General features: G+C 66.4%; 24 protein-coding genes. 5 read left to right on the forward strand and 19 right to left on the reverse strand.

Annotation, left to right across the window (positions count from 1 at the left end; translation table 11 throughout):
- Positions 1-111: 111 nt before the first annotated feature.
- The 5 genes from BN3789_RS09950 to BN3789_RS09970 are packed head-to-tail and all read right to left on the reverse strand — an operon-like array spanning position 112 to position 3,983.
- Complete coding sequence (locus BN3789_RS09950) at positions 112-1,026, reverse strand: ATP-grasp domain-containing protein (protein ID WP_066833804.1); 915 nt, start codon at positions 1,024-1,026, stop codon at positions 112-114.
- 1 nt (position 1,027) lies between these two features.
- Entirely contained in the window at positions 1,028-1,762 is a 735-nt protein-coding gene (locus BN3789_RS09955; protein ID WP_066833807.1) for an amino acid ABC transporter ATP-binding protein, read from the reverse strand.
- A complete protein-coding gene (locus BN3789_RS09960) occupies positions 1,752-2,543 on the reverse strand; it encodes an amino acid ABC transporter permease (RefSeq protein ID WP_079989260.1) in 792 nt (263 codons plus the stop codon). Before BN3789_RS09960 ends, BN3789_RS09955 begins: the two co-directional genes overlap by 11 nt.
- Positions 2,544-2,594: 51 nt before the next feature.
- Complete coding sequence (locus BN3789_RS09965; RefSeq protein ID WP_147569681.1) at positions 2,595-3,491, reverse strand: transporter substrate-binding domain-containing protein; 897 nt, start codon at positions 3,489-3,491, stop codon at positions 2,595-2,597.
- A 15-nt stretch (positions 3,492-3,506) separates the two neighbouring features.
- Positions 3,507-3,983 (reverse strand): MarR family winged helix-turn-helix transcriptional regulator, encoded by a 477-nt coding sequence (locus BN3789_RS09970; RefSeq protein ID WP_066833810.1) that lies wholly within the window; start codon positions 3,981-3,983, stop codon positions 3,507-3,509.
- Positions 3,984-4,217: 234 nt separating this feature from the next.
- On the opposite strand from BN3789_RS09970, the gene BN3789_RS09975 reads away from it, so the two are divergent.
- The 3 genes from BN3789_RS09975 (at position 4,218) to BN3789_RS09985 (ending at position 6,577) form a co-directional block, all read left to right on the forward strand.
- Positions 4,218-4,775: a GNAT family N-acetyltransferase gene (locus BN3789_RS09975; protein ID WP_066833813.1), complete on the forward strand. Its 558-nt coding sequence runs from the start codon at positions 4,218-4,220 to the stop codon at positions 4,773-4,775.
- A 291-nt stretch (positions 4,776-5,066) separates the two neighbouring features.
- Positions 5,067-5,549 carry an HD domain-containing protein gene (locus BN3789_RS09980; RefSeq protein WP_066833817.1) on the forward strand — a complete coding sequence of 161 codons (483 nt, stop codon included), beginning with the start codon at positions 5,067-5,069 and terminating at the stop codon, positions 5,547-5,549.
- Positions 5,550-5,620: 71 nt separating this feature from the next.
- The gene (locus tag BN3789_RS09985; RefSeq protein WP_066833820.1) at positions 5,621-6,577 is read left to right on the forward strand and encodes a tRNA dihydrouridine synthase; all 957 of its coding nucleotides are present in this window, start codon (positions 5,621-5,623) and stop codon (positions 6,575-6,577) included.
- Positions 6,578-6,610: 33 nt separating this feature from the next.
- On the opposite strand, the gene BN3789_RS09990 is transcribed toward BN3789_RS09985, so the two are convergent.
- The 5 genes from BN3789_RS09990 to BN3789_RS10010 form a co-directional block, all read right to left on the reverse strand.
- Complete coding sequence (locus BN3789_RS09990) at positions 6,611-8,296, reverse strand: ABC1 kinase family protein (protein WP_411431537.1); 1,686 nt, start codon at positions 8,294-8,296, stop codon at positions 6,611-6,613.
- A 90-nt stretch (positions 8,297-8,386) separates the two neighbouring features.
- Complete coding sequence (locus tag BN3789_RS09995; RefSeq protein WP_066833825.1) at positions 8,387-8,830, reverse strand: hypothetical protein; 444 nt, start codon at positions 8,828-8,830, stop codon at positions 8,387-8,389.
- A gap of 83 nt (positions 8,831-8,913) precedes the next feature.
- Complete coding sequence (locus BN3789_RS10000) at positions 8,914-10,545, reverse strand: C69 family dipeptidase (RefSeq protein WP_066833828.1); 1,632 nt, start codon at positions 10,543-10,545, stop codon at positions 8,914-8,916.
- A gap of 125 nt (positions 10,546-10,670) precedes the next feature.
- Entirely contained in the window at positions 10,671-11,861 is a 1,191-nt protein-coding gene (locus BN3789_RS10005) for a sensor histidine kinase (protein WP_079989262.1), read from the reverse strand.
- Positions 11,862-11,891: 30 nt separating this feature from the next.
- On the reverse strand, positions 11,892-12,593 hold the full coding sequence (locus BN3789_RS10010) for a response regulator transcription factor (protein WP_066833834.1): 702 nt from the start codon (positions 12,591-12,593) through the stop codon (positions 11,892-11,894).
- Between the two features lie 157 nt (positions 12,594-12,750).
- On the opposite strand from BN3789_RS10010, the gene BN3789_RS10015 reads away from it, so the two are divergent.
- On the forward strand, positions 12,751-13,470 hold the full coding sequence (locus BN3789_RS10015) for a M15 family metallopeptidase (protein ID WP_079989263.1): 720 nt from the start codon (positions 12,751-12,753) through the stop codon (positions 13,468-13,470).
- 28 nt (positions 13,471-13,498) lie between these two features.
- Here the strand turns inward: BN3789_RS10015 and folD are convergent, their stop codons facing one another.
- From folD to BN3789_RS10060, 9 genes are all read right to left on the reverse strand, one after another.
- On the reverse strand, positions 13,499-14,356 hold the full coding sequence (folD, locus tag BN3789_RS10020; RefSeq protein WP_066833837.1) for a bifunctional methylenetetrahydrofolate dehydrogenase/methenyltetrahydrofolate cyclohydrolase FolD: 858 nt from the start codon (positions 14,354-14,356) through the stop codon (positions 13,499-13,501).
- Between the two features lie 427 nt (positions 14,357-14,783).
- Complete coding sequence (locus BN3789_RS10025) at positions 14,784-16,451, reverse strand: formate--tetrahydrofolate ligase (protein ID WP_066833840.1); 1,668 nt, start codon at positions 16,449-16,451, stop codon at positions 14,784-14,786.
- A 109-nt stretch (positions 16,452-16,560) separates the two neighbouring features.
- A complete protein-coding gene (ruvB, locus tag BN3789_RS10030; protein ID WP_066833843.1) occupies positions 16,561-17,643 on the reverse strand; it encodes a Holliday junction branch migration DNA helicase RuvB in 1,083 nt (360 codons plus the stop codon).
- Positions 17,643-18,263, reverse strand: coding sequence for a Holliday junction branch migration protein RuvA (ruvA, locus tag BN3789_RS10035; RefSeq protein ID WP_066833846.1), 621 nt, complete (start codon positions 18,261-18,263; stop codon positions 17,643-17,645). The genes ruvB and ruvA overlap by 1 nt, the downstream gene beginning before the upstream one ends.
- Positions 18,260-18,784, reverse strand: a complete 525-nt coding sequence (ruvC, locus tag BN3789_RS10040) for a crossover junction endodeoxyribonuclease RuvC (RefSeq protein ID WP_066833849.1) — start codon at positions 18,782-18,784, stop codon at positions 18,260-18,262. Before ruvC ends, ruvA begins: the two co-directional genes overlap by 4 nt.
- Positions 18,785-18,994: 210 nt before the next feature.
- Entirely contained in the window at positions 18,995-20,977 is a 1,983-nt protein-coding gene (locus BN3789_RS10045; protein WP_066833852.1) for a hypothetical protein, read from the reverse strand.
- Between the two features lie 161 nt (positions 20,978-21,138).
- A complete protein-coding gene (locus tag BN3789_RS10050; RefSeq protein ID WP_066833855.1) occupies positions 21,139-21,498 on the reverse strand; it encodes a desulfoferrodoxin family protein in 360 nt (119 codons plus the stop codon).
- A gap of 192 nt (positions 21,499-21,690) precedes the next feature.
- Entirely contained in the window at positions 21,691-22,164 is a 474-nt protein-coding gene (locus tag BN3789_RS10055; RefSeq protein WP_066833858.1) for a universal stress protein, read from the reverse strand.
- A 197-nt stretch (positions 22,165-22,361) separates the two neighbouring features.
- Positions 22,362-23,174, reverse strand: coding sequence for an ABC transporter ATP-binding protein (locus BN3789_RS10060; protein ID WP_066833862.1), 813 nt, complete (start codon positions 23,172-23,174; stop codon positions 22,362-22,364).
- Positions 23,175-23,430: 256 nt separating this feature from the next.
- On the opposite strand from BN3789_RS10060, the gene ilvA reads away from it, so the two are divergent.
- Positions 23,431-24,651, forward strand: a complete 1,221-nt coding sequence (ilvA, locus tag BN3789_RS10065; RefSeq protein ID WP_066833865.1) for a threonine ammonia-lyase — start codon at positions 23,431-23,433, stop codon at positions 24,649-24,651.
- Positions 24,652-25,004 lie beyond the last annotated feature (353 nt).

A 25,004-nucleotide genomic window follows, 5' to 3' on the forward strand; every position in this document is an offset into this window, starting at 1 on the left:
CGGAACGGAAGCGTCCCGCCGCCCGTCGCCGCTCCACACCATTTCATGAACGCGGAGGGGCCCCGTATCCACGGTGACCTACCGGAGGTCACCCAAACTTGCCAACAACCCCTATCGAAGCTTCCCCACATGCTCGAACCACCGCGCGGCAACGTAGGCGGCATGCTCGGCCATCAGGTCGAAACCGAGCAGCTCCTCACAGTCCGCACTCACGTTGGTCATCGCATTCGTGTCGATGATGTAGGGCGCACGCTCGGTCTCTATGACATCAAAGCTTCCGAGCTCGAACCCCAACAGAGCAGCGGCCCGCTCGGCGACATCGCGCACCTCCCGCGGGCAGGTATCATCGTATGCCTCGTAGGTCGATCCCACGTGATAGGACGACAGGCCGCACGCCGCGATGCTGCGCTTCTGGATATGGGCGCAAGCGCCGCCCACGATCTCGATGCGCGTCACATATCCCGCGCGCGCCACAAGAAATTCCTCGACGATGAACGTCGTGTCTTGCGGAGCCGCTACCAAAAATGCGCGCGCCTCCGCATCGTCGCGCAGCACCGCGGTACGGGCGGAGCGCCCGCCGCAATCGGGCTTGATGATGCAGGGATACGAAAGCGCGTGCACATCGATCTTGTCAGCAGGCGCACAGGCGTACACCTTCGGCACGCACAGGCCCGCAGAGCCCAGCGTCCGCACGCCGCGCAGCTTGCTGATCTCATAGCGAAACGCGCTTCCCGTGTTCACCATGGGGATCCCTGCCGCCTCGGCCACCTCGATCAATTCGAGCATATGCGCATGCGACCGTGCGTGCCCGCGCGCCACGGCGCTTGCCGGCACACGGCTGGTGAGCATCGTGCAGGCGAGGGCGGCCTCCACCGCATCGGGGCGCTCCATGTCGATCATGCGGACCGGCACATCCCGCGCGCAGAGCTCCATCGCGAACTTGAAGTCGGACCATTCGCTCGACTCGTACAGCACGCCCAGCGAGGGCGCGGCGGGCGCCTCGAACACCGGATTCTTCTTATCCATCTCACACACCCCATTCCAGCAACTTGCCCAAGAACCGCTTGAGCTCGGGTGTACGGGGATTGCCGAACAGATCCTCCGAGCGCCCGTACTCCTTCAGCACGCCGTCGCACAGGAAGGCGACCTTGTCGCACGCATGCCGCGCGAACCCCATCTCATGCGTCACCACGATGAAGCGCGCTCCCTCGTCGCGCAGGTCGCGCAGGATGTCGAGCACCTCGCTCGTGTACTCCGGATCGAGCGCGCTCGTGGGCTCATCAAGTAGCAGCAGACGCGGCCGAGGCGCCACGGCGCGCGCGATGGCCACACGTTGCTGTTGGCCACCCGAGAGCTCCGCCGGTCGCGCTTCGGCCTGCGCGGACATGCCGAAGCGCTCAAGCAGCTCGTCGGCGCGGCGGCGCGCCTCCCCCTCGGCAACGCCGTGCACCGCACGCAGCGGCAACGTGATGTTCTCGCGCGCACTCAGGTGCTGGAACAGACCGCCCTGCTGGAACACAAACCCCAGCCGCGCCCGATAGCGCTCGAGCTCCCGCTCCCGATAGTCGACCGCCTTGTCATCGAGCGCGACCGTACCGGCGGTCGGCACGAGCAGCCCGCCTACGATGCGCAGCAGCGTCGACTTGCCGCCTCCAGACGGACCGATGATCGCGAGCGTCGTCACCTCATCGTCCAACTCGATGCCGCGCAGGACCGTACGTCCCGAAAACGACCGTTCAAGACCGCGGATCTCAATGCGCATAACCTGTCCTCTTCTCGAAATAACGGCTCACGAACGTGAGCGGCAACGTCAGCACCAGGTACAGCCCGCCCAGCAAAAAGTAGCAGCCGAACATGTTGAAGTTCGTCGCACTGATCTCGCGCATGGTTTGCGTGAGCTCGATGACGGCGATGACCGAAAGCAGCGACGAGTCCTTGATCACACTCGCGAACTGCCCGGTCAGCGCGGGCAGCGTTCGTGCCACGAGCTGAGGCACCACCACGTAGCGCAGCGTCTGCGCCCGCGTGAACCCCACGGCACGCGCCGCTTCGAGCTGCATGGCGTCAATCGACAGCAAGCTGCCGCGGATAATCTCGGCGATATAGGCGCCTTCGAAGACTGAGAGGATCGCCACGCCGGCAACCATCCGGTTTTCGATACCCCATGCCGTGCCGATGATGTAGAAGAACAGGTAGATCTGCACGAGCAGCGGCGTTCCGCGGATGATCTTCACGTAAAGATCCGCCGCGTAACGGACCACGAGCACCCGGCAGCCCTGCGCCCACGCCACGATGGCACCCAGCGCAAGGCTCGCCACGAGGCTCAGGGCGGAGATCTGCACGGTCAGCAGAAAACCGTCGATGATCCTTACGCGGAACTGCCCGATGAAACTGAAATCGAGCTGAACGCCAACCGCAGCGAGCGAAGCCCAGACACCTGCAAGCACTGCGATGCATACCAGCAGGTAGTTGAGTACGCCGGCCACCGGATGAACCGGCGATCCCGGCTCTACGCGAAACAGCCGCGCGATGCGTCGACCCATGCGCCCTCCTCTCATCCGCCCATGCAGCAGCTGCCGCTGCGGGCGAGCAACCTATTCGAAATCGAAAAACCAGGTGAACCCGAGCTCGTCGAAGGCAGCCTTCTCCTCGGCGAGATACTTCTCCGTCAGACGATCGAACTCTCCGTTGTCCTTGCTGTCGGCGATGAAGGCGTTGAGCTCATCGAGCAGCTCGGTATCACCCTTCTTGACCGCAATGCCCCACTCCTCCGGATCTTGGAAGGGAATGAAGACCGCCTCGGTCGTATCGGGATTGGCCTCATGGTTTCGATAGATGGTGAGCTGGTCGTAGATGAAACCGTCGGCGCGGCCTTGCACCACTTCCGTCACGCAGGCGGACTCGTCGGCAAGACGCGTGATCGTGGCCTCCGTGAGGTGATTCGTCGCATAGACGTCACCGGTCGACCCGGTCTTAACCGCTACGGTCTTGCCCTCTTGGTTCAGGTCATCGACAGACGATATCCCCGAACCGCTGTTGGCGAGAATCGCGAGCTGCGCCTGCGCGTACGCATCGCTGAAATCGACCGTTTGCTTGCGCTCGTCGGTGATCGTCATGGAGCTGATCACGCAATCCGCCTTGCCGGTCTGAAGCGACGGGATGAGGCCGTCCCATGCCGTGTTCTCGATCACGATGTCGTAGCCGTACGCTTCGCCGAAATCGCGCATGAAGTCGACGCTGATACCCGAGGGCTCACCTGCGCCGTCTTTCGTTTCGAACGGTGGGTAGGCGAGCTCCATCGCGACAACGAGCGTACGGCCCTCATCAGATGTCTGCGAACTTCCCGCAGAAGAACCCGCATCCTTCGAGCCGTCCTGCGAGCACCCGCCGAGTGCTCCCGCCAACGCGGCGAGCGCCGGCACTGCCAGCAGAGCGCGGCGCGTCATAACGGGCGCCTCAACGAACTTTGCAGTATGTGCAACCTTAGCCATGATCCATTTCCTTTCCTATCGAGCCTCCTGCTCACCGCCACGCTCCTCGGAACCGACACCGAGCGCGGCAGCAAAGTTTTGCTGCATCTGGAGCAGCACCTCACGGGCGGCCTCCATGCGCGCGTCATCGATTCCCTTGCGCTGCACCTCCAGAAGGCGGTGCGATATCTCCTGGAAATCACGCTCGAGCAAGCGGCCCCGTTCGGTCAAAAACACCACGACCGATCGTCGATCGAGCACCCCGCGCTCCGTACGGACATATCCCGCATCTGCGAGCTTTTTCACCAACGTGGTGACCGTCGAGGGATCGCGATGCACCCGTGCGGCGAGTTCGCGCATGGACAGACCGTCCTCGGCGAACAGTTGGAGCAGCACATCCCCGTGGGACGTCACGAGTCCCTCCAGGCCCCGCTCCCCCATCTGCTGCACCAGATATCGATTCGCCAGCGCACGCGTGCGCGCCACAACAGAAACCATATCGATGACGGCCATCAAGGCACCTCCTTGCGATCGCGCCCCTTCGCTTCTCCCTCATTATACTTGGATGTCCATGTATTACAAGAACTTTGACGTCAAAGTTTTTGAGTACTGAGCGCCCTCGATTCCATATCGAGGTTTTGCGCGTGTGAAATTGGATACTGCCACTGCGAAACCGATTGGGGCATAATCTGATGGCTTTATTGACGACGGAATCGGGCATGCCCCGCAGGAGAGAAAGAGGCCCTTATGGCGAACGTGTTGCAGATGCGCCCGGCGCGCGCAGAGGAAGCCGCCCGCGTCGCCGAGATCCTCGAGGACGGAAAGCGCACGATCGCGCAGTTCGGCATCGAGCAGTGGCAGCGCGGCTACCCCAACATCGAGAGCGTGCGCGCCGATATCGCGACGGGTTCCTGCTACGTTGCTGAGGACCCCTCCGGCGCGCTCGTGGGCACCCTGGCGCTGCTGTCCGGCGTGGATCCCGAGTATTGCCGTGCGCACGTCCCCTGGTTGACGCCCAATCCGTTCGAAGGTGAGGACGCGGCCCCCTATCTTGCCATCCACCGTAGCGCCACGGCAGCCGAGGCGCTCGGGAGCGGCGTTATGGGTTTCATGTTCGACGCTGCTGAGGGCATCGCCCGCGAGCACGGTGCCCTCAGCATCCGCATCGACACCCATCCGGGCAACCGTGCCATGCGCGGGTTTTTGGCCAAACAGGGCTTTACCGAGATCGCGCCCATCGAGCTCACGCAGAAGGATGGCAGCGAAACCGACCTCGGCCGCATCGCCTACGAGAAACTCGTGTAGCTGCAGCGCGGGACTGTTATCCCCTCCCCGTCCCCAATGGCTGGCCCCGTCCCCAACGGCCCTTCATGAAAACCTCTGATAGACCATCGTAGATACGGGCCCCTCCGCATCCATGAAATAGCGTGGAGCGGCGGGGCGCTTCCGTTCCGGCTCGCGGGGATCGCGGGGGCCGCCGGATGGGCTGAAACGAACCCGTCAACCAACCCATGGGTTGAAACGAACCCGTCCCCAATCAACCCATCATCACCCGACCGATACGTGCGACAATGGACGCGCCGCAAGGAGGCCGCCATGATTTACACGCCGCTCACCAACCACGCGATGCGCATCGCCTACGAAGCCCACGCCGGACAGACCGACAAGTGCGGGACACCCTATGTCTTCCACCCGTTTCACCTCGCCGAGCAAATGACCGACGAGTACACGACCTGCGTCGCGCTGTTGCACGATGTGGTCGAGGACACCGATGTCACCCTCGACGAGCTTGCTCGCGAGTTTCCGCCTACGGTCATCGACGCCCTGCGCCTGCTTACCCATGACCTGCGCGTGCCCTATCTCGACTACGTGCGCGCCGTCGCCTCCAACCCGATCGCCCGCACCGTCAAGCGGGCCGACCTCACACACAACCTCGACGCCACGCGCTACGCAGGCAGCACGCCGCCGCCCGCAGAAGAACTCGCCCGCAGACGCACGAAGTACGAGAACGCGCTCGCCATCCTCGACGAAGCGCGAGGAGAAGACGAGGGTAACGCGGACCTTTGCAGTCCTGTATGATGAGGGGCTGCTTGACGCGCGCGAGGCCCACGTCAAGCCCGCTATCCACCCGATGTCGTGAGCGAGGGTTCATGATTCTGTCTTTGGCGCCCATGGAAGGGCTGACCGGCCACACGTTCCGAGCGATCCATGCCGAGTGCTTCGGGGCCCTCGACCGGTACTACACGCCGTTCATCGCACCCCCGCGGGTCGGAAGCTCGTTCGGGGGGCGCGTCCGCGCGGAGCTCGACCCTGAGGTCAACCGGGGCCTGGTCGTGGTGCCGCAGCTGCTCACGAAAGACGCCGACGAATTCGTATGGGCGGCGGTGCTTCTCGCCGACATGGGGTTTACGGAGGTCAACCTGAACCTGGGATGCCCCTCGGGGACGGTCGTCTCCAAGGGCAAGGGCGCGGGGTTCCTGCGCGACCTCGAGAGGCTCGACGCGTTTTTGGACGAGATCTGCGCCCGCTCTCCCCTCCCGGTTTCAATCAAGACGAGGATCGGCGTCGCGGATGATGCGGAATACGAGCGTATCCTGGAGGTGTATCGGCGCCACGAGCTCGCGGAGCTCATCGTGCACCCCCGCGTCCAGAAGGACCGCTACCAGGGCGCACCGCGCCAAAAGGCCTACGGCACGACCCTGAGGGCCGTCTCGTACCCGGTTGCGTACAACGGGGACGTCTTCGGCGTCGAAGACATGGACGCGCTCCTTGCGGCGTACCCGGAAACGCGCCACGTGATGCTGGGCCGCGGCATCCTCGCCAACCCGGCGCTCGCCCGCATGCTGAAGGGCGGGCCGGCCGCCTCGGCAACCGAGCTTGAGCGCTTCCATGACAGGCTGTACGGCATCTACGAGGCCGAGATGGGCGGCAACGCGGTCTTCCGCATGAAGGAGTGGTGGTCCTACGCCCGGTTCGCCTTCGCGGACCCGCAATCGGTGCATCGCGCCGTCAGGAAGGTCCGCAAGGCCGACGAGTACCGCGCGGCGACGGAGCGGATCTTTCGCACCGAGCGCCTCGCGGCAGTCGCGCGCTTCCAGGCGGCGTAACGGCCGCCCCGTCTCGCCGTCGCGCCCGACCCGTCAGCGGCGCCGGCTGTGGGAGTTGCGCCAGATCTCGCGCCCCAGCATGAGCGCGAGCACGAGCGCCGACAGGTACCCCAGAAAGCCGATGACGGGAATGCCGAAGATGACCGGCTCGATCTTGGCGTAGTAGACCACCGACGAGCCGATGAACAGGCCGGCGATGACGATGGCCATGGACATGCGGTCGACGATGCCGCCCACATGGCGCAGCACGCGCTCGCTGCCGAGCACCTGCGTGTTGATCTTGAGCTGGCCGCGCGTGAGCATGCGCGAGGCCAAGCCGAGCTGGTCGGCCGCCTCGAGCAGGCCCTTCGCCGCCCGCACCGACGCGTGCGCCATCTCCTCGGCGGTCTCGGCGGCGCGGGTGAAGGAGCTCTTCTCGTTTTTGATATGGGCCGAGATGATCTCGACCATGTTGACCTCGGGCATGTACTCGGACAGCAGGCCCTCGAGCGTCACCATACCGCGCGCGAACATCGTCACGACGCTCGGCAGCTCGACGTCGTTTTTGCGCGCCAGGCTCACGAGCGACGTCAGGAACTCGCCGATATCCAGGTCCTTCAGGTTCAGGCCCGCGAAATCCGCGACGATGAAGTCGAGGTCGGACAGAAACGTCGAATGGTCGAGCTCGGACGAGTCCCCGCGCGTGACCGCGAAGCGCATCAGGGAGTCCTTGAGCTTGGCGACGTCGTTCTCGGCGACCGAGAAGATGATGTCCTTCACGATCGCGCGGTCGTGGCTGGACATGCGCCCCACCATGCCCAGGTCGATGAAGTAGACCACGTTGTCCTTCAAGATGATGTTTCCCGCATGCGGGTCGGCATGGAAGAAACCGTCGTCGAGCACCTGCGTCGAATAGTCCTCGACGATGCGCGCGCCGATCTTCTCCAGGCTGTAGCCCGCCTCGGAAAGCGTCAGGGGGTCGGCGATCGAGATGCCGTCGATGTAGTCCATGACGACGATGTGCTCGGTGCAGTACTGCAGGTACGACCGCGGGCACGAGATGCCGCGCGTGTCCTTGTGGAACGTGTAGAAGTCGTCGAGGTTGCGCGCCTCCATGAGGAAGTTCGTCTCCTCGCGAAACGACTGCCACAGCTCCTCGACGACGCCCTGGAGGTCCACGAACTGGTCGGTCTTCACGAAGCGCGACGCCGTGCGCACGATGGAGCGCATGATGTCGATGTCTTGCGCCATGACCTGCTGGGCACCCGGGCGCTGCACCTTGACGGCGACGTCCTCGCCGGTCAGCAGCCGCGCGCGATGGACCTGTGCGAGCGAGGCGCTTCCCAGCGGCTTGCGGTCGATCCACTCAAAGACCTCGGCGGTCTTGCGGCCGTACTCGGCCTCCAGACAGTCGCGAATCACCCAGAACGGCACCGGCTCCACGTCGGTGCGCAGGCGCCTCAGCTCGTCGCAGAACCGCTGCGGCAGGATCTCGGAGCGGTTCGCGAGGATCTGCCCCATCTTGACGAACATGGGGCCGAGCTCCTCGATGAGGCAGCGCAGGCGCACCGGCGTGATGTTGTTCCACGCCTCGTACTTGCGCACGAGGTTGAAGATCTCGGCGATGCGGCGCCTGCGCCCCTTCGCCGTGAGCTGGAACTCCTCGGCAGGAGCCATGACCTCCGGCTCATCCGGAAACTCGTCCTTTGCCCGCGCGCGCCTGTGGCCCAGGCGCGCCATGAGCTCCTCGTCCTCGAAGACGATGGTATCGTCGGGGTCCAGTTTGTCCCGTTGTGAGCTGGTGGTGTCGACTCCTGCCATGATGAATGCTTACGCGTCCTGCTCCGTCTCGGGCGCACTCGAGCCCTCGGCCTCCGCCGTCTCCTGCTCGACCTCGACCGCCTCGACCTTGACCGACACGGTGTCGTCGTCAACCGAGTCGACCAGATCGCGGACGTGCGCCATGAACTCGACGCGCTCCGCCTTGGTCATCGCGCGCACGCGCGCCAAGATGAGCTCGTCGAGGATGCGCTCGGCGACGGTCTCGCCCTGGGTGTTCAAGCGGTCGGTCACATCCGAGAACGCACCGCCGGCGCGCTCGAAGATGTCGGACATGGAGCGGGCGAAATCGGGCGTCGAGGAGTCGCGACGGACCTCCTCGCCCTTGGCGGACAGGCTGTCGAGCACCTCCTTGCCCTTCTCGGCCGTGAGCGCAGCCGCTCCGAAACCGATGTTCACCATATTGTTGACGAGGTCTTCGAACTTCGTGGCCATGTGAGCCTCCTTATTCCGAACCGTGCCGGGCATTCGTCTGCTCGCCACGTGCGTATTGTCTTCTTGTACCCCGAACCGCCTCGTTAGTTGTCCGACATCGCGAAAGCGTTTTTCATCGCGAGGCTCGTGGTGAAGAGCACGCGGCCGAGCAGGTCGTCGGTCTCGCGCTTGAGGTCCGCCGCCATGCGGTCGTTCGCCTCCGCGAGCGCCGCGCTCACCTCGTCGCGGGGAAGCTTCTCCACCGCGGCGTCCGTCTCGCGCAGCAGGCGGTGCGCCATGCCGCCGATCTTCTCCTGATAGCGCTCGATATGGGCGGAGTTGTCGTGGAAGCGGGCGTCGGCGAGCGCCGCGATGATGCGGTTGGCCCAATAGAAGCTCTCGGACGTCACGCGCTCCGTCGTGTTCTCCAGGTACTCCGGCATGCGCTCGACGTTCGCGTAGAGCGGCACGAGCGCGTTGAACACGTTGGAGCCGAAGGCCATCCACTGCACGCAGGCGTTCTCGTGCGCAACGTAGGGGCGGATCTGGAGCACCGCGAGCTGGCCGTTGCGGTTGATGCCGATGGGGCGGTACGCGCCGCGCGTGGCGTCGGTGCCGCCGCGGCCGTAGCAGTCGTAGGGCGTGCCCTGGTAGTGGGCGGACAGCACGTACTTCACGTCCTCGATCGTGACCTTGCGCTCGGGCACACGGCTCCAGGGGATGTCGTCGGACTCGGGGCCGAAGGCGGCGTCCGGGCCGTCCCAGCCGTCGCCCGGGTTCAGGCAGCGCTGCATGTACCAGGCGCGCGGCGTGTTGTACACGTGGTCGGAATCGGAATGGGAGCCGAAGGCCTCGCGCGGGTTGAAGATGTCGCCAGCGAGCAGGCCTTCGCGAACGTCGTCCACGAAGTTGTCGAGGTCGTCGAGCATGTCGTCGTCGGCGTCGAACAGCGCGTCGGCCAGCTCGTCGTAGATGTCGTCCAGCGTGTCGTCGACCACGTGCGGCGCGAGCATGGTGAGGTTCAGGTGGTTGGCCTCCATCCACGCACGCAGGTCGGCGCTCGCCATGTGCTCGACCTGATCGCCCTCGGCGTCCGCCAGGTCGAAATAGTCGATGCCGAGCTGGTTCGGCATGGTGACATAGGCGTCGTCGGGCACGCGCTTGGCGATCCAGTGATGGCCGCCAATGGTCTCCAGCCACCAGATCTCGGCGGCATCCGAAAACGCGATGCCGTTCATCTCGTAGGTGCCGTACCGCTCGAGCAGCTCGCCCAGGCGCTTGACGCCCTCGCGCGCGGTGCGGACGTAGGGCAGCACGACGGTGACGAAGTCCTCCTCGCCGAGCCCGCCGGGGACCGCGGGCACGTAGCCCTCCTCGCCCTCGGTGCCACGGGCGGGCGCATACTCCACGAGCGGGTCGGCGCCCAGCACGCGCTCGTTGCTCGTGATGGTCTCGGTGGCCGACATGCCCACGTTGGCCTCGTTGAAGCCGGCGGCGGCCCAGATGCCGTGGCCGGGCAGCGCGTCGGGCACCGAGCTGTAGCGCATCGGGTCGTCCGGCAAATCGAAGGTGAGGTGCGAGGCCGTCGCGGTATAGGTGCGCGGCTGGTCCGCCGGCATGACCACGGCCATGCGCTTGGGCTCGAACTTGCCGCCGGGCGAGTCCTCGTTGCGCGCCACGATCGTGGAGCCGTCATAGCTCGCGAGCTTACCTACCAGAATCGTCGTGCAGGCCATAGCTGGTGATCCTCCTCGTCCGGCCGGACGCGGGATGCGCCGGCCATCGGTTTGCCGTCCGCACTAGTGTAACGCCTCGCCCGGACACGCGGCGTGACAGCAAGGCAGAGTCGTCGTCACGCCGGTCACGCCAGGCCCGTGGGAACCTCGACCGTAAAGGTCGTGACGCCGTCCTCGCTGGTCGCCGTGACCGTTCCCCCGTGCGCGCCGATGATCTCGCGGGCGATGGCGAGCCCGAGGCCCGCTCCCCCGTGGCGAGCGCCGCGCGCGCCGTCTTCGCGGAAGAACCGCTCGAAGATGCGCTCCAGGTGGGCCGGCGATATCTCCTTGCCCCGGTCGCTCACGACGAACCTCGTCATGTGCCCCGCCTGCTCGAGAAGGCAGCGGACCTCGCTGCCCCGGTCCGCGAACGCGACGGCGTTGCGCACGATGTTCGCAAGGGCGCGCGCCATCTTGTCGGGGTCGATGAAGGCGCATGCCCCTTCCGGCACGTCGACCTCGATCGAGACCCCGCGCGCCTGGGCCCGGGGATACAGCTCGTCGGCGACCTGGCGCACAAGCATGCCCGCGTCCACGCGCTCCCGCTCGACGGGCATGGCGCCCAGGTTGTAGCGCGTGATCTCAAAGAACTCGTCCATCATGGCGTCGAGCGAGCGCGCCTTGGCCAGCGCCGTGCCCGCATAGCGGGCGCGCGTGTCCTCGGGAAGCCCCGGCTCCTCGGCGAGCAGGGCGAGATAGCCCACGATCGAGGTGAGCGGCGTCTTGATGTCGTGCGCAAGATAGGCCACGAGCTCGTTTTTGCGCTGCTCCGCCGCCTGTGCGGCGCGTTCGCGAGCCCGATCGCGCTCGGCCAGGCGCTCGAGCTCCACGTGCGCGGCGCCGAGGTGCGCGGGCAGCTCCGGCACGGCGCCCGTCCCCATCTCAGAGACGGCCCAGGTGAGCTCGTCCACCTCGCGGGCCGCGCGGGCGCACCACAGCGCCGAGATGACGACGAGTCCCGCCGCGAACGCACTCCAGACCACCGGCCCCTCGATGACGGAGACCACGGCCCGGTAGTCCGACAGGTCGCGGAACCGGTAGTGCCCGTCGGCCATCGAGTCCTCCTGATAGCCGAGCATGCGGTACAGCTCGACCGACTCCTCGGGGACCTCCACCCAGACAGACGTGACGTCGGCGATGACGGCGGACAGCGCGTCGCCGAACAGCGCATGGGCGCCCCACACGGCGAGCGCGAACGCGACGGCGAAGGCGCCGAGCCGCGCGAGCAGCCCGCGCACGAGCCTGCGGCGCGTGTCGATTCCCTGCATGGTCCTCATGGCTGCGATCGCCCTCCCCCCATCAGCGCGTCATGGCGCGATCTTGTACCCCACGCCCCATACCGTCTCGATGAACACCTGGTCCGAGTCGATGGCCGACAGCTTCGAGCGAAGATGCCGGATGTGGACCATGACGGAATTGGAGCTTGACGCCAGGTACGGCTCCCTCCACACCGACTCGTACAGCTCGCGCGTGGCCACGGGATGCCCGCGGGCCTCCAGCAGGGTCGCGAGGACGTCGAACTCCTTGGGCGTGAGCGACAGCGGCTCCCCGTGGAGGCGGGCGGTATGCGCCGCGCGGTCCACCTCGATGCCCCGGCACGACAGCATCCCGCCCGGCCCGGTCGTCGCCGCGTACGACGCGCGCCGCAGACACGACCTCACCCGGGCGACGAGCTCCCGCGGCATGAAGGGCTTGACCACGTAATCGTCCGCCCCCGTCATGAACCCGAGCACCTTGTCGGACTCCTCGTCTTTCGCCGAAAGGAAGATCACCGGGACGAGCGAGACCGCGCGGATGCGGGCACACAGCTCGAACCCGTCGACACCGGGCATCATGATGTCGAGCAGCACGAGGTCGAACGCGTCTCGGGAAAACGCCGCCCAGGCGTCCTCGCCCGAGCTGCAGGCGACCGCGACCATGCCCGCCGCCGACAGCGTATCGGCGACGAGGCGGACGATCGCGGGATCGTCGTCCACGACCAGTATGCGGGGGCCATCGTTCTCAGTCATAGCCTCCATTGTAGGAGGTCGCCCCCAATATCCGTAAAGTCGTGCAGCAGAAATAAGGAAACGGTAAGGTTGCGCATAAAAAGCTAAGGTCTCCGCATGGGACGCATAAGGGGAGCCGTCCGTATGGTCATGGTGAGCCCCGATACGAGGAGGTCCCATGAACCGATCCGGCATCCGCGCGAGAGGCGCCGCCTCCCGCACCATATTCCCGCCCCGCCGCAACCCCAAAGGGCGCTGGCTCGTCGCCGCGCTCATCGCAGGTGCGCTGCTGTGCGCAGGCGGCCTCGGCCTGCTCTCCACCGCGACCGACCGCCCCGTCGCCGCGGACCGGACGGACTCCGAGGCATGGCAGCTCGTCCTCGTCAACGCGACCCATCCCCTGCCCGAGGACCATCTCGTCGAGACGGTCGAGCTCGACGGGGGCGAATCCGTGGACGCGCGGATCGAGGAACCGCTCTCCGAGCTGTTCCGGGCGGCCGAGCAGGCGGGATACCATCCGTTCGTCCGCTCGGGGTACCGCACGCGAGCGGAGCAGGAGCGCGTCCTCGCCGAGCGCATAGCGTATTACGAAGACCAGGGGCTCGGCGAGCAGGCGGCACAACAAGAGGCATCCCGATGGGTCGCCCAGCCGGGAACGAGCGAGCACGAGCTCGGGCTCGCAGTCGACATCAACGATGAGGACGGCGACGAGGAGCTCTACGCCTGGCTCGACGTCCACGCGCACGAATACGGATTCATCAAGCGCTATCCCGAGGACGCCTCGCAGATCACCGGCATCTCCCATGAGCCCTGGCACTACCGCTACGTCGGGACCGAGGCGGCCCGCGACATCTACCTGGGTGACTTGACCCTCGAGGAGTATCTCGGCGCCGTGTGACGGCACGGCAGGGTCGCCGTCACGCCCCCTACAGCCCGTGCTGCAGCTTCGCGGCAAGCACCACGTTGCTCATCAGCATCGCGCGCGTCATGGGGCCCACGCCGCCGGGCACCGGCGTGATGGCGCCGGCCACGAGCTCGGCCGAGTCGAAGTCGACGTCGCCGCAGAGCTTTCCCGCCTCATCGCGGTCCATGCCCACGTCGATGACCGTCGCGCCCGGCTTTACCCACGGCCCCTTGATCATCTTGGGCACGCCGCAGGCCGCCACGAGGATGTCGGCGCTCTGGCATATGCGCGCGAGCTCGTGCGGGTCGGTGCGGGAATGCGCGACCGAGATCGTCGCGTTGCGGGCGAGCAGCATGAAGGCCATCGGCTTGCCGACGATCGACGAGCGGCCGACGATCACCGCGTTTTTGCCCGCCGGATCGATCTCGTACTCGTCGAGCATCTCCATGATGCCCGCCGGGGTGCAGGGGCGCAGGCCCTCGAGGCCGCGCACGAGCCGGCCCATGTTCATGGGATGGAAGCCGTCGACGTCCTTGTTCGGGTCGATGGCCGCCACGACCTGCTCGGTATCGAGGTGCGCCGGCAGCGGCATCTGGACGAGGATACCCGTGACGTCCTCATCGGCGTTCAGGCGCCCGATAAGCTCCATGAGCTCCTCTTGCGACGTCTCGGCGGGCAGCTTGTAGTCAAAGGAGCGGATGCCGCACTGCTCGCAATCGCGCAGCTTGGAGCGCACGTAGGTGGCCGAAGCCTGGTCGTCGCCCACGAGCACCACGGCGAGCCCGCACGAGATGCCGCGACCGCCGAGCTCGGCGACCTCCGCCGCTGCGCGCTCGCGCACCTTCGCCGCCAACGCCTTTCCATCGATAATCGTCGCCACGGACCGTTCCTTTCATCTGTGTTCTGGAAACCGTTTCCCAAGGGAGCCGCCGGTCAATCGCGTTCGCGACGCCCGGCACGTGGCCGACCGACGCGAAATGGATTGATCGGTGGTTCCCTAGGGAAACGCTGATCGATTGCTTTCGCGGCGGTCGGTTCCGTGGCGAGGCGGATGCGGGAGAAGACAAGGAAGGCGCAGTGTACCTGCGCCGACGCAGCCTGAACCCGCAGGCGCCCGCCACGGGGCCGACCGGTGCGGAATGAATTGGTCAGCGTTTCCCTAGCCTACTACGAAACGGGCGCGACCGCCCTCGGCATCGCGCATGTTTCGATTTGACGCGCCCTCTTGCCACGGCCCGCCCGCAACGCAAACGGCCCGGGCAGCTCAACCGCCCGGGCCTCATATCCAGCGATCGGAGGCCTATCGCCTAGAACAGGCCGGAGATGACGCCGTTCTCGTCGACGTCGATGTTCTCGGCAGCCGGGACCTTCGGCAGGCCCGGCATGGTGAGCACCTGTCCGGTCAGCGCGACCACGAAGTGCGCGCCGGCAGACACCTTGAGCTCGCGCACCGTGATGCGGAAGCCCTCAGGCGCGCCGAGGACCTTGTCCTGGTCGGTGAAGGAGTACTGGGTCTTCGCGATGCAGACGGGCAGGTTGCCGAAGCCGTTCTCGCGCAGCTGGGCGAGCTGGCGCTTGGCAGCGGGCGTGAAGTCAACGCCGTCGGCGCGGTAGACCTTGGTCGCCACGGCCTCGATCGCGTCGGCGATGTCCGTGCCGTCCTCGTAGGAGAAGCGGAACTCGTTCGGCTGCTCGACCAGGCGCATGACCTCGTCGGCGAGCTCGAGCGCACCCTCGCCGCCCTTCGCCCAGACCTCGGAGAGCTTGACGTTGACGCCGAGTTTCTTGCACTCCTCCTCGATGAGGGCGAGCTCGGCCTCGGTGTCGGACGGGAAGCGGTTGATGGCAACGACGCACGGCAGGCCGTAGACGCTCTGGATGTTGTCGACGTGGCGCAGCAGGTTGGGCAGGCCGGCGCGCAGGGCATCGAGGTTCTCCTCGTTGAGGTCGGCCTTGGCCACGCCGCCGTTGTACTTGAGCGCGCGGGCGGTGGCGACGATCACCACAGCGTCGGGGGAAAGCCCGGTCATGCGGCACTTGATGTCGAGGAACTTCTCCGCACCCAAATCGGCGCCGAAGCCCGCCTCGGTAATGGCGATGTCGCCGAAGCGCATGGCCATGCGGGTGGCCATGATGGAGTTGCAGCCGTGCGCGATGTTGGCGAACGGGCCGCCGTGCACGAAGGCCGGCGTGTGCTCGAGCGTCTGCACGAGGTTGGGCTTGAGCGCGTCTTTGAGCAGGGCCGCCATGGCGCCCTGGGCCTTGAGCTCGGAGGCGCGCACCGGGCGCCCGTCGTAGGCGTAGCCCACCACGATCTCGCCCAGACGGTTCTTGAGGTCGGTGATGGAGGTGGACAGGCACAGGATGGCCATGATCTCGGAGGCGACGGTGATGTCGAAGCCGTCCTCGCGGGGCACGCCCTGGGCGCGCCCGCCGAGGCCGTCCACGATATGGCGCAGCTGGCGGTCGTTCATGTCCACGGCGCGCTTCCAGGTGATGCGCTTGGGATCGATGCCGAGGGCGTTGCCCTGCTGGATGTGGTTGTCGAGCATCGCCGCGAGCAGGTTGTTGGCGGCGCCGATGGCGTGGAAGTCGCCCGTGAAGTGCAGATTGATGTCCTCCATGGGGATGACCTGGGCGTAGCCGCCGCCCGCCGCGCCTCCCTTGACGCCGAACACCGGGCCGAGCGACGGCTCGCGCAGCGCCACCGCGCTCTTGACGCCGCGACGGCGCAGGCCGTCGGCCAGGCCGATCGTCGTGGTGGTCTTTCCCTCGCCCGCAGGGGTGGGGTTGATGGCGGTGACCAGCACCAGCTTGGCGTCGTGGTCCGTCGGCTCGTTCAGCAACGAGTAGTCGATTTTGGCCTTGTCGAACCCGTACGGGATGACGTACTTCTCATCGACGCCCGCTTCGCGGGCGACCTCGATGATGGGAAGCGGCTTAACGGAATGTGCAATCTCGATGTCTGACAACATGGCGGACCTCCCTGACGCGCCTTGTAAAACAGACGACTAGCATACAACGAACACGGCCGGTTACGAAGAACTCCTCCGTAACCGGCCAAATGTATAAACCGAAAGTAACCTACGCATCTGCAGGGGGCTCGATACCCAAGTGATCGAACGCGACGGCTGTGGCCACGCGTCCCTGCGGCGTCCTCACGATCAAACCGCGCTGCAGCAAATAGGGCTCGTACACGTCCTCCATCGTGTTGGGGTCCTCGCCCACCGCGCTCGCCAGCGTGGTGAGGCCGACCGGGCGGCCGCGAAACGTCTTGACGAGCGTCTCCAGGATGCGGATGTCCATCCAGTCGAGACCGAGCTCGTCGATCTCGAAGAACGAGAGCGCCTCGCGCGTGATGGGATAGTCGATATGCCCCCCGCCGCGCACCTGTGCGTAATCGCGCACGCGCTTGAGCAGGCGGTTCGCCAGGCGCGGCGTCCCGCGCGAGCGGGACGCGATCTCGCAGGCGGACTCGTGGTCGATCTCCACGCCCAGAATGGTCGCCGAGCGCACCACGATATCGGCGAGGTCGGCGATGGAGTAGTAGTCGAGGCGGAACGAGATGCCGAAGCGGTCGCGCAAGGGGCCGGTGAGCATGCCAGAGCGCGTCGTCGCGCCCACGAGCGTGAAGTGCGGGATGTCCAGGCGGATCGATCGGGCCGCGGGGCCCTTGCCGATCACGATGTCGAGGGCGAAGTCCTCCATCGCGGGATAGAGGATCTCCTCCACCTGGCGGTTCAGGCGGTGGATCTCGTCGATGAACAGCACGTCGCCGGGCTGCAGGTTCGTGAGGATGGCCGCCAGGTCCCCCGTGCGGGCGATGGCGGGGCCCGACGTCGTCTTGATCTGCGCGCCCATCTCGTTCGCGACGACCGCGGCGAGCGTCGTCTTGCCGAGGCCCGGAGGACCCGAGAAGATCACGTGGTCGAGGCATTCGCCACGCGACTTGGCCGCCTCGATGAGGATGCGCAGGCTCTGCTTGATATGGTCCTGGCCGCAATAGTCGTCCAGGCGCTGCGGGCGCAGCGAGCGCTCGACGTCCAAGTCCTCGGTGGTGAGGTTCCCGGTGACGAAGCGGCCGTTCTCGTGCCCTCCCGCGGCCGAAGAGGGATGCGGGGGCGCCGCATCGGCCCACAGGTCTACCGAATCATCTGCTTCCCACATCATGCATCCATTCCGAGACGCTTCAGCGCCGCGGTCAGAAGATCCTCGACGCGCATGCCGTCCCCATCATATCCGGAAAGCGCGAGGTCGACCTCCTGCGGGCTGAATCCCATGGACAGCAGCGCGGCGCGCGCGTCATCGATCGCGGAGGGCGCGGGTGCGGGTGCGAGCGGCAGCTGGCCGGCTGCGGGGATATCGGCCGCCAGCAGGCCGTGGTCCTTGGCGAAGACGCTCTTGAGCTCGAGGATGAGACGCTGGGCGGTCTTCTTGCCCACGCCGGGCACCGTCGCCATGCCCTGGTCGTCCTCCGCCATCACCACGCTGTAGAGCTGGGACACGGTGAACTTCGACAGGACCGCGAGCGCGAGGCGCGGACCGACCTTCGAGACGGACACGAGCCGCTCGAACATCGTACGCTCCTCCTTAGTGGCGAAGCCGAACAGCGTCATGGCGTCCTCGCGCACCTGCAGGCGCGTGAACAGGCGGCACTCCTCGCCCGGCGCGGGCAGGGACGCCGCCGTCGTCCCGGATACCCCGAGCTCGAACCCGACGCCGCCGACGTCGACGACCGCCGCGCTCGGCGTCGCCTCGATGAGCGTTCCGCGAATCTGGGTGATCATGAGTAGCCGTTTCCCCTCTTCTCGACATACGACCAGCCGCTCAGGGCAGCGGTTCGACGTTGGTTGGCATGGCAGATGGCGCAGGCGAGGGCATCGGCGGCATGGTCCGGGCGCGGGTCGTGGTCGAGGTGGAGAAGATTGCGCACCATGTACATGACCTGGCCCTTGTCGGCAGCGCCGGTGCCCACGACCGCCTGCTTGATCTGCATGGGCGTGTACTCGCCCACCTCGACGCCGCACAGCGAGATCGCGACGAGCGCCGCGCCGCGCGCATGCGCCGTCGGGATGGCCGAGCGGACGTTCGCGCCGAAGTACACGCCCTCGACCGCCGCCTCCTGGGGACGGTAGCGCTCCACCACCGCCGTCAGGTCGTCGGCGATATGGCGAAGGCGCACGGCCAGGTCGCTGCCCGAAGACGTCTGGATGCAGCCGTATGCGCGGCAGCGCACCTCGCCGCGGCGCTCCTCGACCACGCCCCAGCCGGTGTTGGCGAGACCGGGATCGATACCCAAGATGACCATGCGCACCTCCTCACGCGTGTATGTTCGAACATCTGTTCTACTATACCATGAGAGCCGGTCCCGCATGGACACATTTTTCCATCTCGCGCCCGCCCTCCGCATGCCCTCCGCATGCAAGAAACAGGTACGTCCCCCTCTTGCAAAAATGCATGCGGGGGACGTACCTGTTTCTTGCACTTTTGCATGGGAGGCGCACCTCGCGGGGCGGCATCAGTTCTGGGAGAAGAAGGGGTACTGCCTGATATGGCTGCCGAACGCCTGCTGGGCGTCCGCATCGGGCACCTGCCCGTCGGAAGCGGAGTTCAGCATGGACCGCAGGCTGCTCTCGAAGCGCTCCATATTTTCGCGCATGCGCTGCTGGCCCTCTTCGCTCATGAGCTCCTCCTGCTGCTCGGGAGACAGGCCGAGCAGGTTTCCCAGAAGGCCGAGGATCTCGCCGCGCACCCGCTCGCTGTGCGCCTCGCCGAGCGACTCGACGTGCTTGACGCCCTCGCGGGCGACGTCGACCACCGTGCGCGGTTCCTCCCCATGACGGCCCAGATCGGACCAGCCGAGCATGGCGGGCCAGATGCGCTCGCCAAACGAGCGCGGGGACACCGCCGGGATCATGGGCAGCGCGCGGCGCGCCATCTCCGCCCGCCTCGTCAGCATGAGCAGGATGGCGGCCCCTTCCGGCGAGGTCTTGTACAGCGGAAGCTCCTCCAGCACCCGGTTGCGGTCAACATGCGCCTCGAGCGCGCCGTCAATCTGCGTGGGTTCGAGCGTCGCCAGAAGCTGCGCCATGCGCTCCGTGTAGACGGGGTCCTCGCGGCACGACATGATCGCGTGCGCAAGGATCAGCCCCATGCGCTCGGCAACCGCCTCGAGCGTGACGACCGAAGGCGGCAGCACCGACGAGACCCGCATGCGGTAGCGGGCGAGGAACTCGAGCGATGTCAGGTAGACGTCGCCGAACGGGGCGTCCGCGGCAAGGGACGCGCCGGAGCTCAGCGCGGCGGCAGGCGCGAGCGCCGCGTCGGTCTTGGTGAGCGACGACAGCATGCAGGCGTCCATCTCATGCGCCACGTCCGCCAGGTACAGCGCGTCGATGCCGATCCGCAGGCGCCCCGCGTCGCGTGCAGGGACGTCGCGGTCCATCCAGCGCGAGATATCGCCCTGGGAGCGCTCGACCAGCCGGATGTTCAGATTGGCGGCGAGCTGCCTGACGCACTCCATGCGCTCGCGCTCCTGCGCCTCCTGCTGCGGGGTGAACACATCGGAGCGCTCGAACGCCACGCCGACCACGTTGCGCGGGCCGAGCGCGTCGACGGCGAGCACGGCGAGCAGGCTCGACGGAAGATCGCCCTCGAGCGCCAGCGCCGCGCGCGCACGGCCGCTCGCCTGCACCGTGTCGCGCACATGCAGGCGAAGCGCCTCCCAGATCCACTCCTCGCGGAAGAAGCGCGGCAGCTCGTGCGCATCGAGCGCCGGCACGATCACGCCACGGCTGACCTCCTGGATCAGCAGGTCCTCCTCGAAGCACGGCGAGTAGGCGACGACGCGACCCGAATCGTCCATCACGAACGACCCGCCCGTGTAGACCGTCTCGTCGAACGCGCCGACCGGCGCCATGCAGGCGAGCCACACGCCGTTTTGGGACGCGACCTCGGTGAAGTGCCCGTCGGCCACGCCCGCCACCGCGCAGGTCTCCTCGTTGTAGGCGTTGAAGCCGCTCATCTGGAAATAGATCGCCACGTCGCATCCGCGCGGCAGCTGCGGCATGTCGCGCTCCAGGTCGAAGACGGCGGCCACGCGCGAACCCGCGACGTCGAAGACCGCCGGCTCCCACACGCCGACATCGAACCTTCCCGTGCGCAGGGAGAACATGGTGCGCAGCGGCAGCACGCGGCCCTCGCGCAGCAGAAACGCCTCCACGAAGGGGGTCTGCTCGATGGCGACCACCGCGGGAACCAGACAGTCGACGCCGAGGTGCTCCACCCTCCGGGCCACATCGGCAAGACCGCCCACCAGGTCGTTCTCGTAGTTGGGATAGTCAACGAGCGTCGTCGGCTGCATGCCGCCGAACAGCGGGACCGGCGCGCACAGCAGGTTCGCACCGGCGCGCGCGGCGAGCTCCGCCTGGTCGGCGATCCGCGCGCACGTGCCCTCTATGTCTCCAAGGCGCATATCGATCTGCGCCAACGCAAGCTTCATCGGATATCCCCTCATCACATCACTGCATCCATGATAGCCGCTCGGCGCCCGCCCGTAGGCGAGCGCGCAACAATAAGCGAAGGGCCGCCCGCACGGGACGACCCTTCTTTGCACGGCACGCGGCGATCCCCCGCCGCAGGCGGCGACGGGATGCTACATGCTTAGAACTTCGCGCTCCACAGACCATGCAGGTTGCAGTACGCATAGATGGTACCGGACTTCATGCCGCCGGCAAAGAACGTGACCGGCGTCTGGCCGGGCTTGAGATAGTGGACCTCGAGACGGTCATCGGCCTCGAGCGCCACCCACTCGATGTAGTGCTCCTCGACCATGGGGTGCTCGACCTCGCCGATCTGCACATGGATGATGTGCCCGTCGCGCTGCAGGTCGACAGAGGGGACGTGCTTCTCGGTGGCGGCGTCCACCGTGTTGGGCTCGAGCGCGGTGAAGCCCTCGGGCACCGCCTCGCCCTTGATGTTCGCCAGGAAATTGCCGTTCTCATCCTTATAGAACGTAGCCATGTCGGCTCCCTTCGTTTCGTCGTTCGTTCACTCGGGCTTATTATGCCCACGCGAACGACGGGCATACACCGAACGCGGTTTGCCCACAAGTGAGGACGGATTTGCGAAGGCGAACTCAAGAAGCCCCTGGTCGTTGCGCTCGCGCCGCGCAGCGCGGCGACGCGGATTGAACCGGTCGGTGGCTCTCGGCGCCTACTTGACCGTCAGCACCGGAACGTCGACCGAGCGCAGCACGCCGAAGCTCACGCTGCCGAGCATGCCGCGCAGGGCGCCCAGGCCGCGCCTGCCCATGACGACCAGGTCGATGCCGTGGTCGGACACGTACTCGGCGATTCCCTCGACCGGGGAATTCGCGACCTTCGCGTTGGTCACGATCTTGCACTGCGCGTTGTCGAGGGCGTCGTCCACGACGTTTTGGATGTCGGCGCGCACGCGATGGACGATGGCGCCCATCATGCTGTCGTAGTCCACCGAGCTGGCCATGATGGACGAGTCGTCGAAGGCGCCGCCGGCGAGCATGGGCATCGACACGGCGTTGAACGACACGACCGAGATCACGTGGACCGTGGCATCCGGGTCGTCGCCCACCATCCCGAAGGCGATATGCAGCGCGCTTCTCGCATGATCGGACTCGTCATAGGGAACCAACACGTTCTTGAAGAACATAGGCGCTCCTTCCCTCGCGAACGAACACGGACCTCACCCGCGTTTATACCCGCCCCGCGGATGCGGCCGGCGCCCGCACCGGCAACGGCGCAAATCGGTCCCCAAGCGGCCCCGTGCAAATTCGGGGACGTACCCGCTGCGTGCATTTTTGCACGCAGCGGGTACGTCCCCGAATTTGCACGGGGCCGCCATGCGCGCTAGTAGCGGCCGCGCAGGGCGTACCAGCCCTCGTGCTGCTCGACCTCCAGCGGGACGCCGAACAGGTCGCTCATGGTCCGGCTGTTCAGAAGCTCGCGCTTGGGGCCGTCGGCGAACACCTGGGCGTCCTTGATCAGCAGCACGCGGTCGATGGCGGGGATGATGTCCTCGGGATAGTGCGTGACGAGCACCACCGAGCGGCCCTCCTCGGCGAGCAGGCGCATGGTGTTGCGCACGTGGTACATGCCCTCGGGGTCGAGGCCCGTGCAGGGCTCGTCGAAAATCAGGATGCTCGGGTCGCTCATGAGCTCGCGGGCGACCAGCACGCGGCGCACCTGGCCCGTCGACAGCGTCATCACGTCGCGCTCGGAGAGGTCGACGATGCCCAGCCGATCGAGCGCCTCGAGCGCCTTGGCGCGGACCGCATCGTCCACGTCCACGTGGCGCGGGAGACCGAGCGTGCCGAACTGGCCGCCGCACACGATGTCGACGACCGGCAGGTGCACGCGCACCTGGTCGTGCATCGTGGCGGACACGATGCCGAGCGCCTGCTTGATGTCGGAGAGCAGCGGGCGTGCCTGGCCCCGGAAGCGCATGGGCGGCTCATCCCGATGGAGCGGAAACACCTCGCGCGTGAGCAGCTGGATAAACGTCGACTTGCCGGCGCCGTTGGGGCCCAGCAGCGCCACGTGCTCGCCCTCGGCCAAATCGAAGCGGTCGACCGACAAGATGGTGCGTCCCCCGCGCACGACCTGCGCATCGCGCAGCTGGAACAAGGGGGCGTCCGCCCGCTCGCAAGCTTTCGTCTCCATAGTCGACCTCATTTCCGCACGGATGTTTTGGCTATGCTACGCCAAGCGCCCCCACGCGAAAAGGGCCGAAACGAGATTTGAGCTTTTGGGGACAGTCCCTTTTTGTTCACGACGGCGCCCATGCGCCGTCGTGAACAAAAAGGGACTGTCCCCAAAGGTTCCCCATGCGCCGGGCCCGCGTTGCGCCGCCTCCGAGAACGTGATACTTTACAACGCAAAAGCACATCCATGGGAATTAAGAAGAGGGGCGCACGCTATGACCGATATGCTCACGCTGGACGCATTCGAGGAGGCCTCCGCCAAGGTCAAGGAGGTCACCCAGAAGACCGAGCTCGTCGAGAGCCCGTACTTCAGCCAGGCGACCGGCAACCGCGTGTTCTTCAAACCCGAGAACATGCAGCGCACGGGCGCCTACAAGGTCCGCGGCGCCTACTACAAGATCTCGACGCTCACGCCCGAGGAGCTCGACCGCGGCCTCATCACCGCGAGCGCCGGCAACCATGCGCAGGGCGTCGCCTACGCGGCCACCCGCGCGGGCGCCAAATCGGTGGTCGTCATGCCGACGACGACCCCGCTCATCAAGGTCGAGCGCACCAAGCAGTACGGCGCCGAGGTCGTGCTGCACGGCGACGTCTACGACGAGGCGTGCGACCACGCCCTCAAGCTCGCCGAGGAGCACGGCTACACGTTCATCCACCCCTTCAACGACCCGGTCGTCGCCACCGGCCAGGGCACCATCGCCATGGAGATCGTCCAGGAGCTGCCGCTCGTCGACACCATCCTGGTCCCCGTGGGCGGCGGCGGCCTCGCCTGCGGCGTCTCGACGTTCGCCAAGCTCTACAACCCCAAGATCCGCGTGATCGGCGTCGAGCCCGAGGGGGCCGCGAGCCTCACCGCGGCGCTCGAGGCCTCCCGTCCGGTCAAGCTCCCCAGCGCGAACACCATCGCCGACGGCACCGCCGTGCTCGAGGTCGGCGACGAGGTCTTCCCCTATCTGGAGCAGAACCTCGACGAGGTCATCACGGTGCCCGACGAGGAACTCATCGTCGCGTTCCTCGACATGGTCGAGAACCACAAGATGATCGTGGAGAACTCCGGCCTGCTCACCGTCGCCGCGCTGAAGCACCTCCCGGCGACGAACAAGCGCGTCGTGTCGATCCTGTCCGGCGGCAACATGGACGTCATCACCATGTCCTCCGTCGTCCAGCACGGCCTCATCCAGCGCGACCGCATCTTCACGGTGAGCGTGCTTCTGCCCGACCGCCCCGGCATGCTCGTGCGCGTGGCGAACGCCATCGCCGAACAGAACGGCAACGTCATCAAGCTCGAGCACAACCAGTTCGTGAGCACGAACCGCAACGCAGCGGTGGAGCTGCGCGTGACCATCGAGGCCTACGGCACGGAGCACAAGCAGCAGATCATCGACGCGCTGCGCGCCGCCGGCTTCGAGCCGCACGCCAGCCAGACGATGCTTTAGCGCAGGCAGCTGGCAACACGGATCTCATAGGGGCGGCGGGCCGGACGCTTCCGGCCCGCCGCCCCTCCCCACCTCATGCAAATCGGGGACGTACCTGCCGCGTGCATGAATGCACGCGGCAGGTACGTCCCCGATTTGCATGAGGCCGTTTACCGGCTGTGCGGGGTCTTTGGCCGAGTAACGAGATGTTTACAAAAAATCGCTTGCTTGCGCAGGTCGCACTGTAGCATAGTAGAGCAACTTAGGAAATGCGACGACAGGGCGAGTACCGGACGGACGCACCACAGCGAGCGGGCAGCGTGAGAACCCGCGGCGTGCGGTCGGGAACATACCCTCGAGCAGCCAAGCCGAAC

Source organism: Collinsella ihumii, from assembly GCF_900046475.1.
In the GTDB taxonomy this organism is placed as follows: Bacteria; Actinomycetota; Coriobacteriia; order Coriobacteriales; family Coriobacteriaceae; genus Collinsella; species Collinsella ihumii.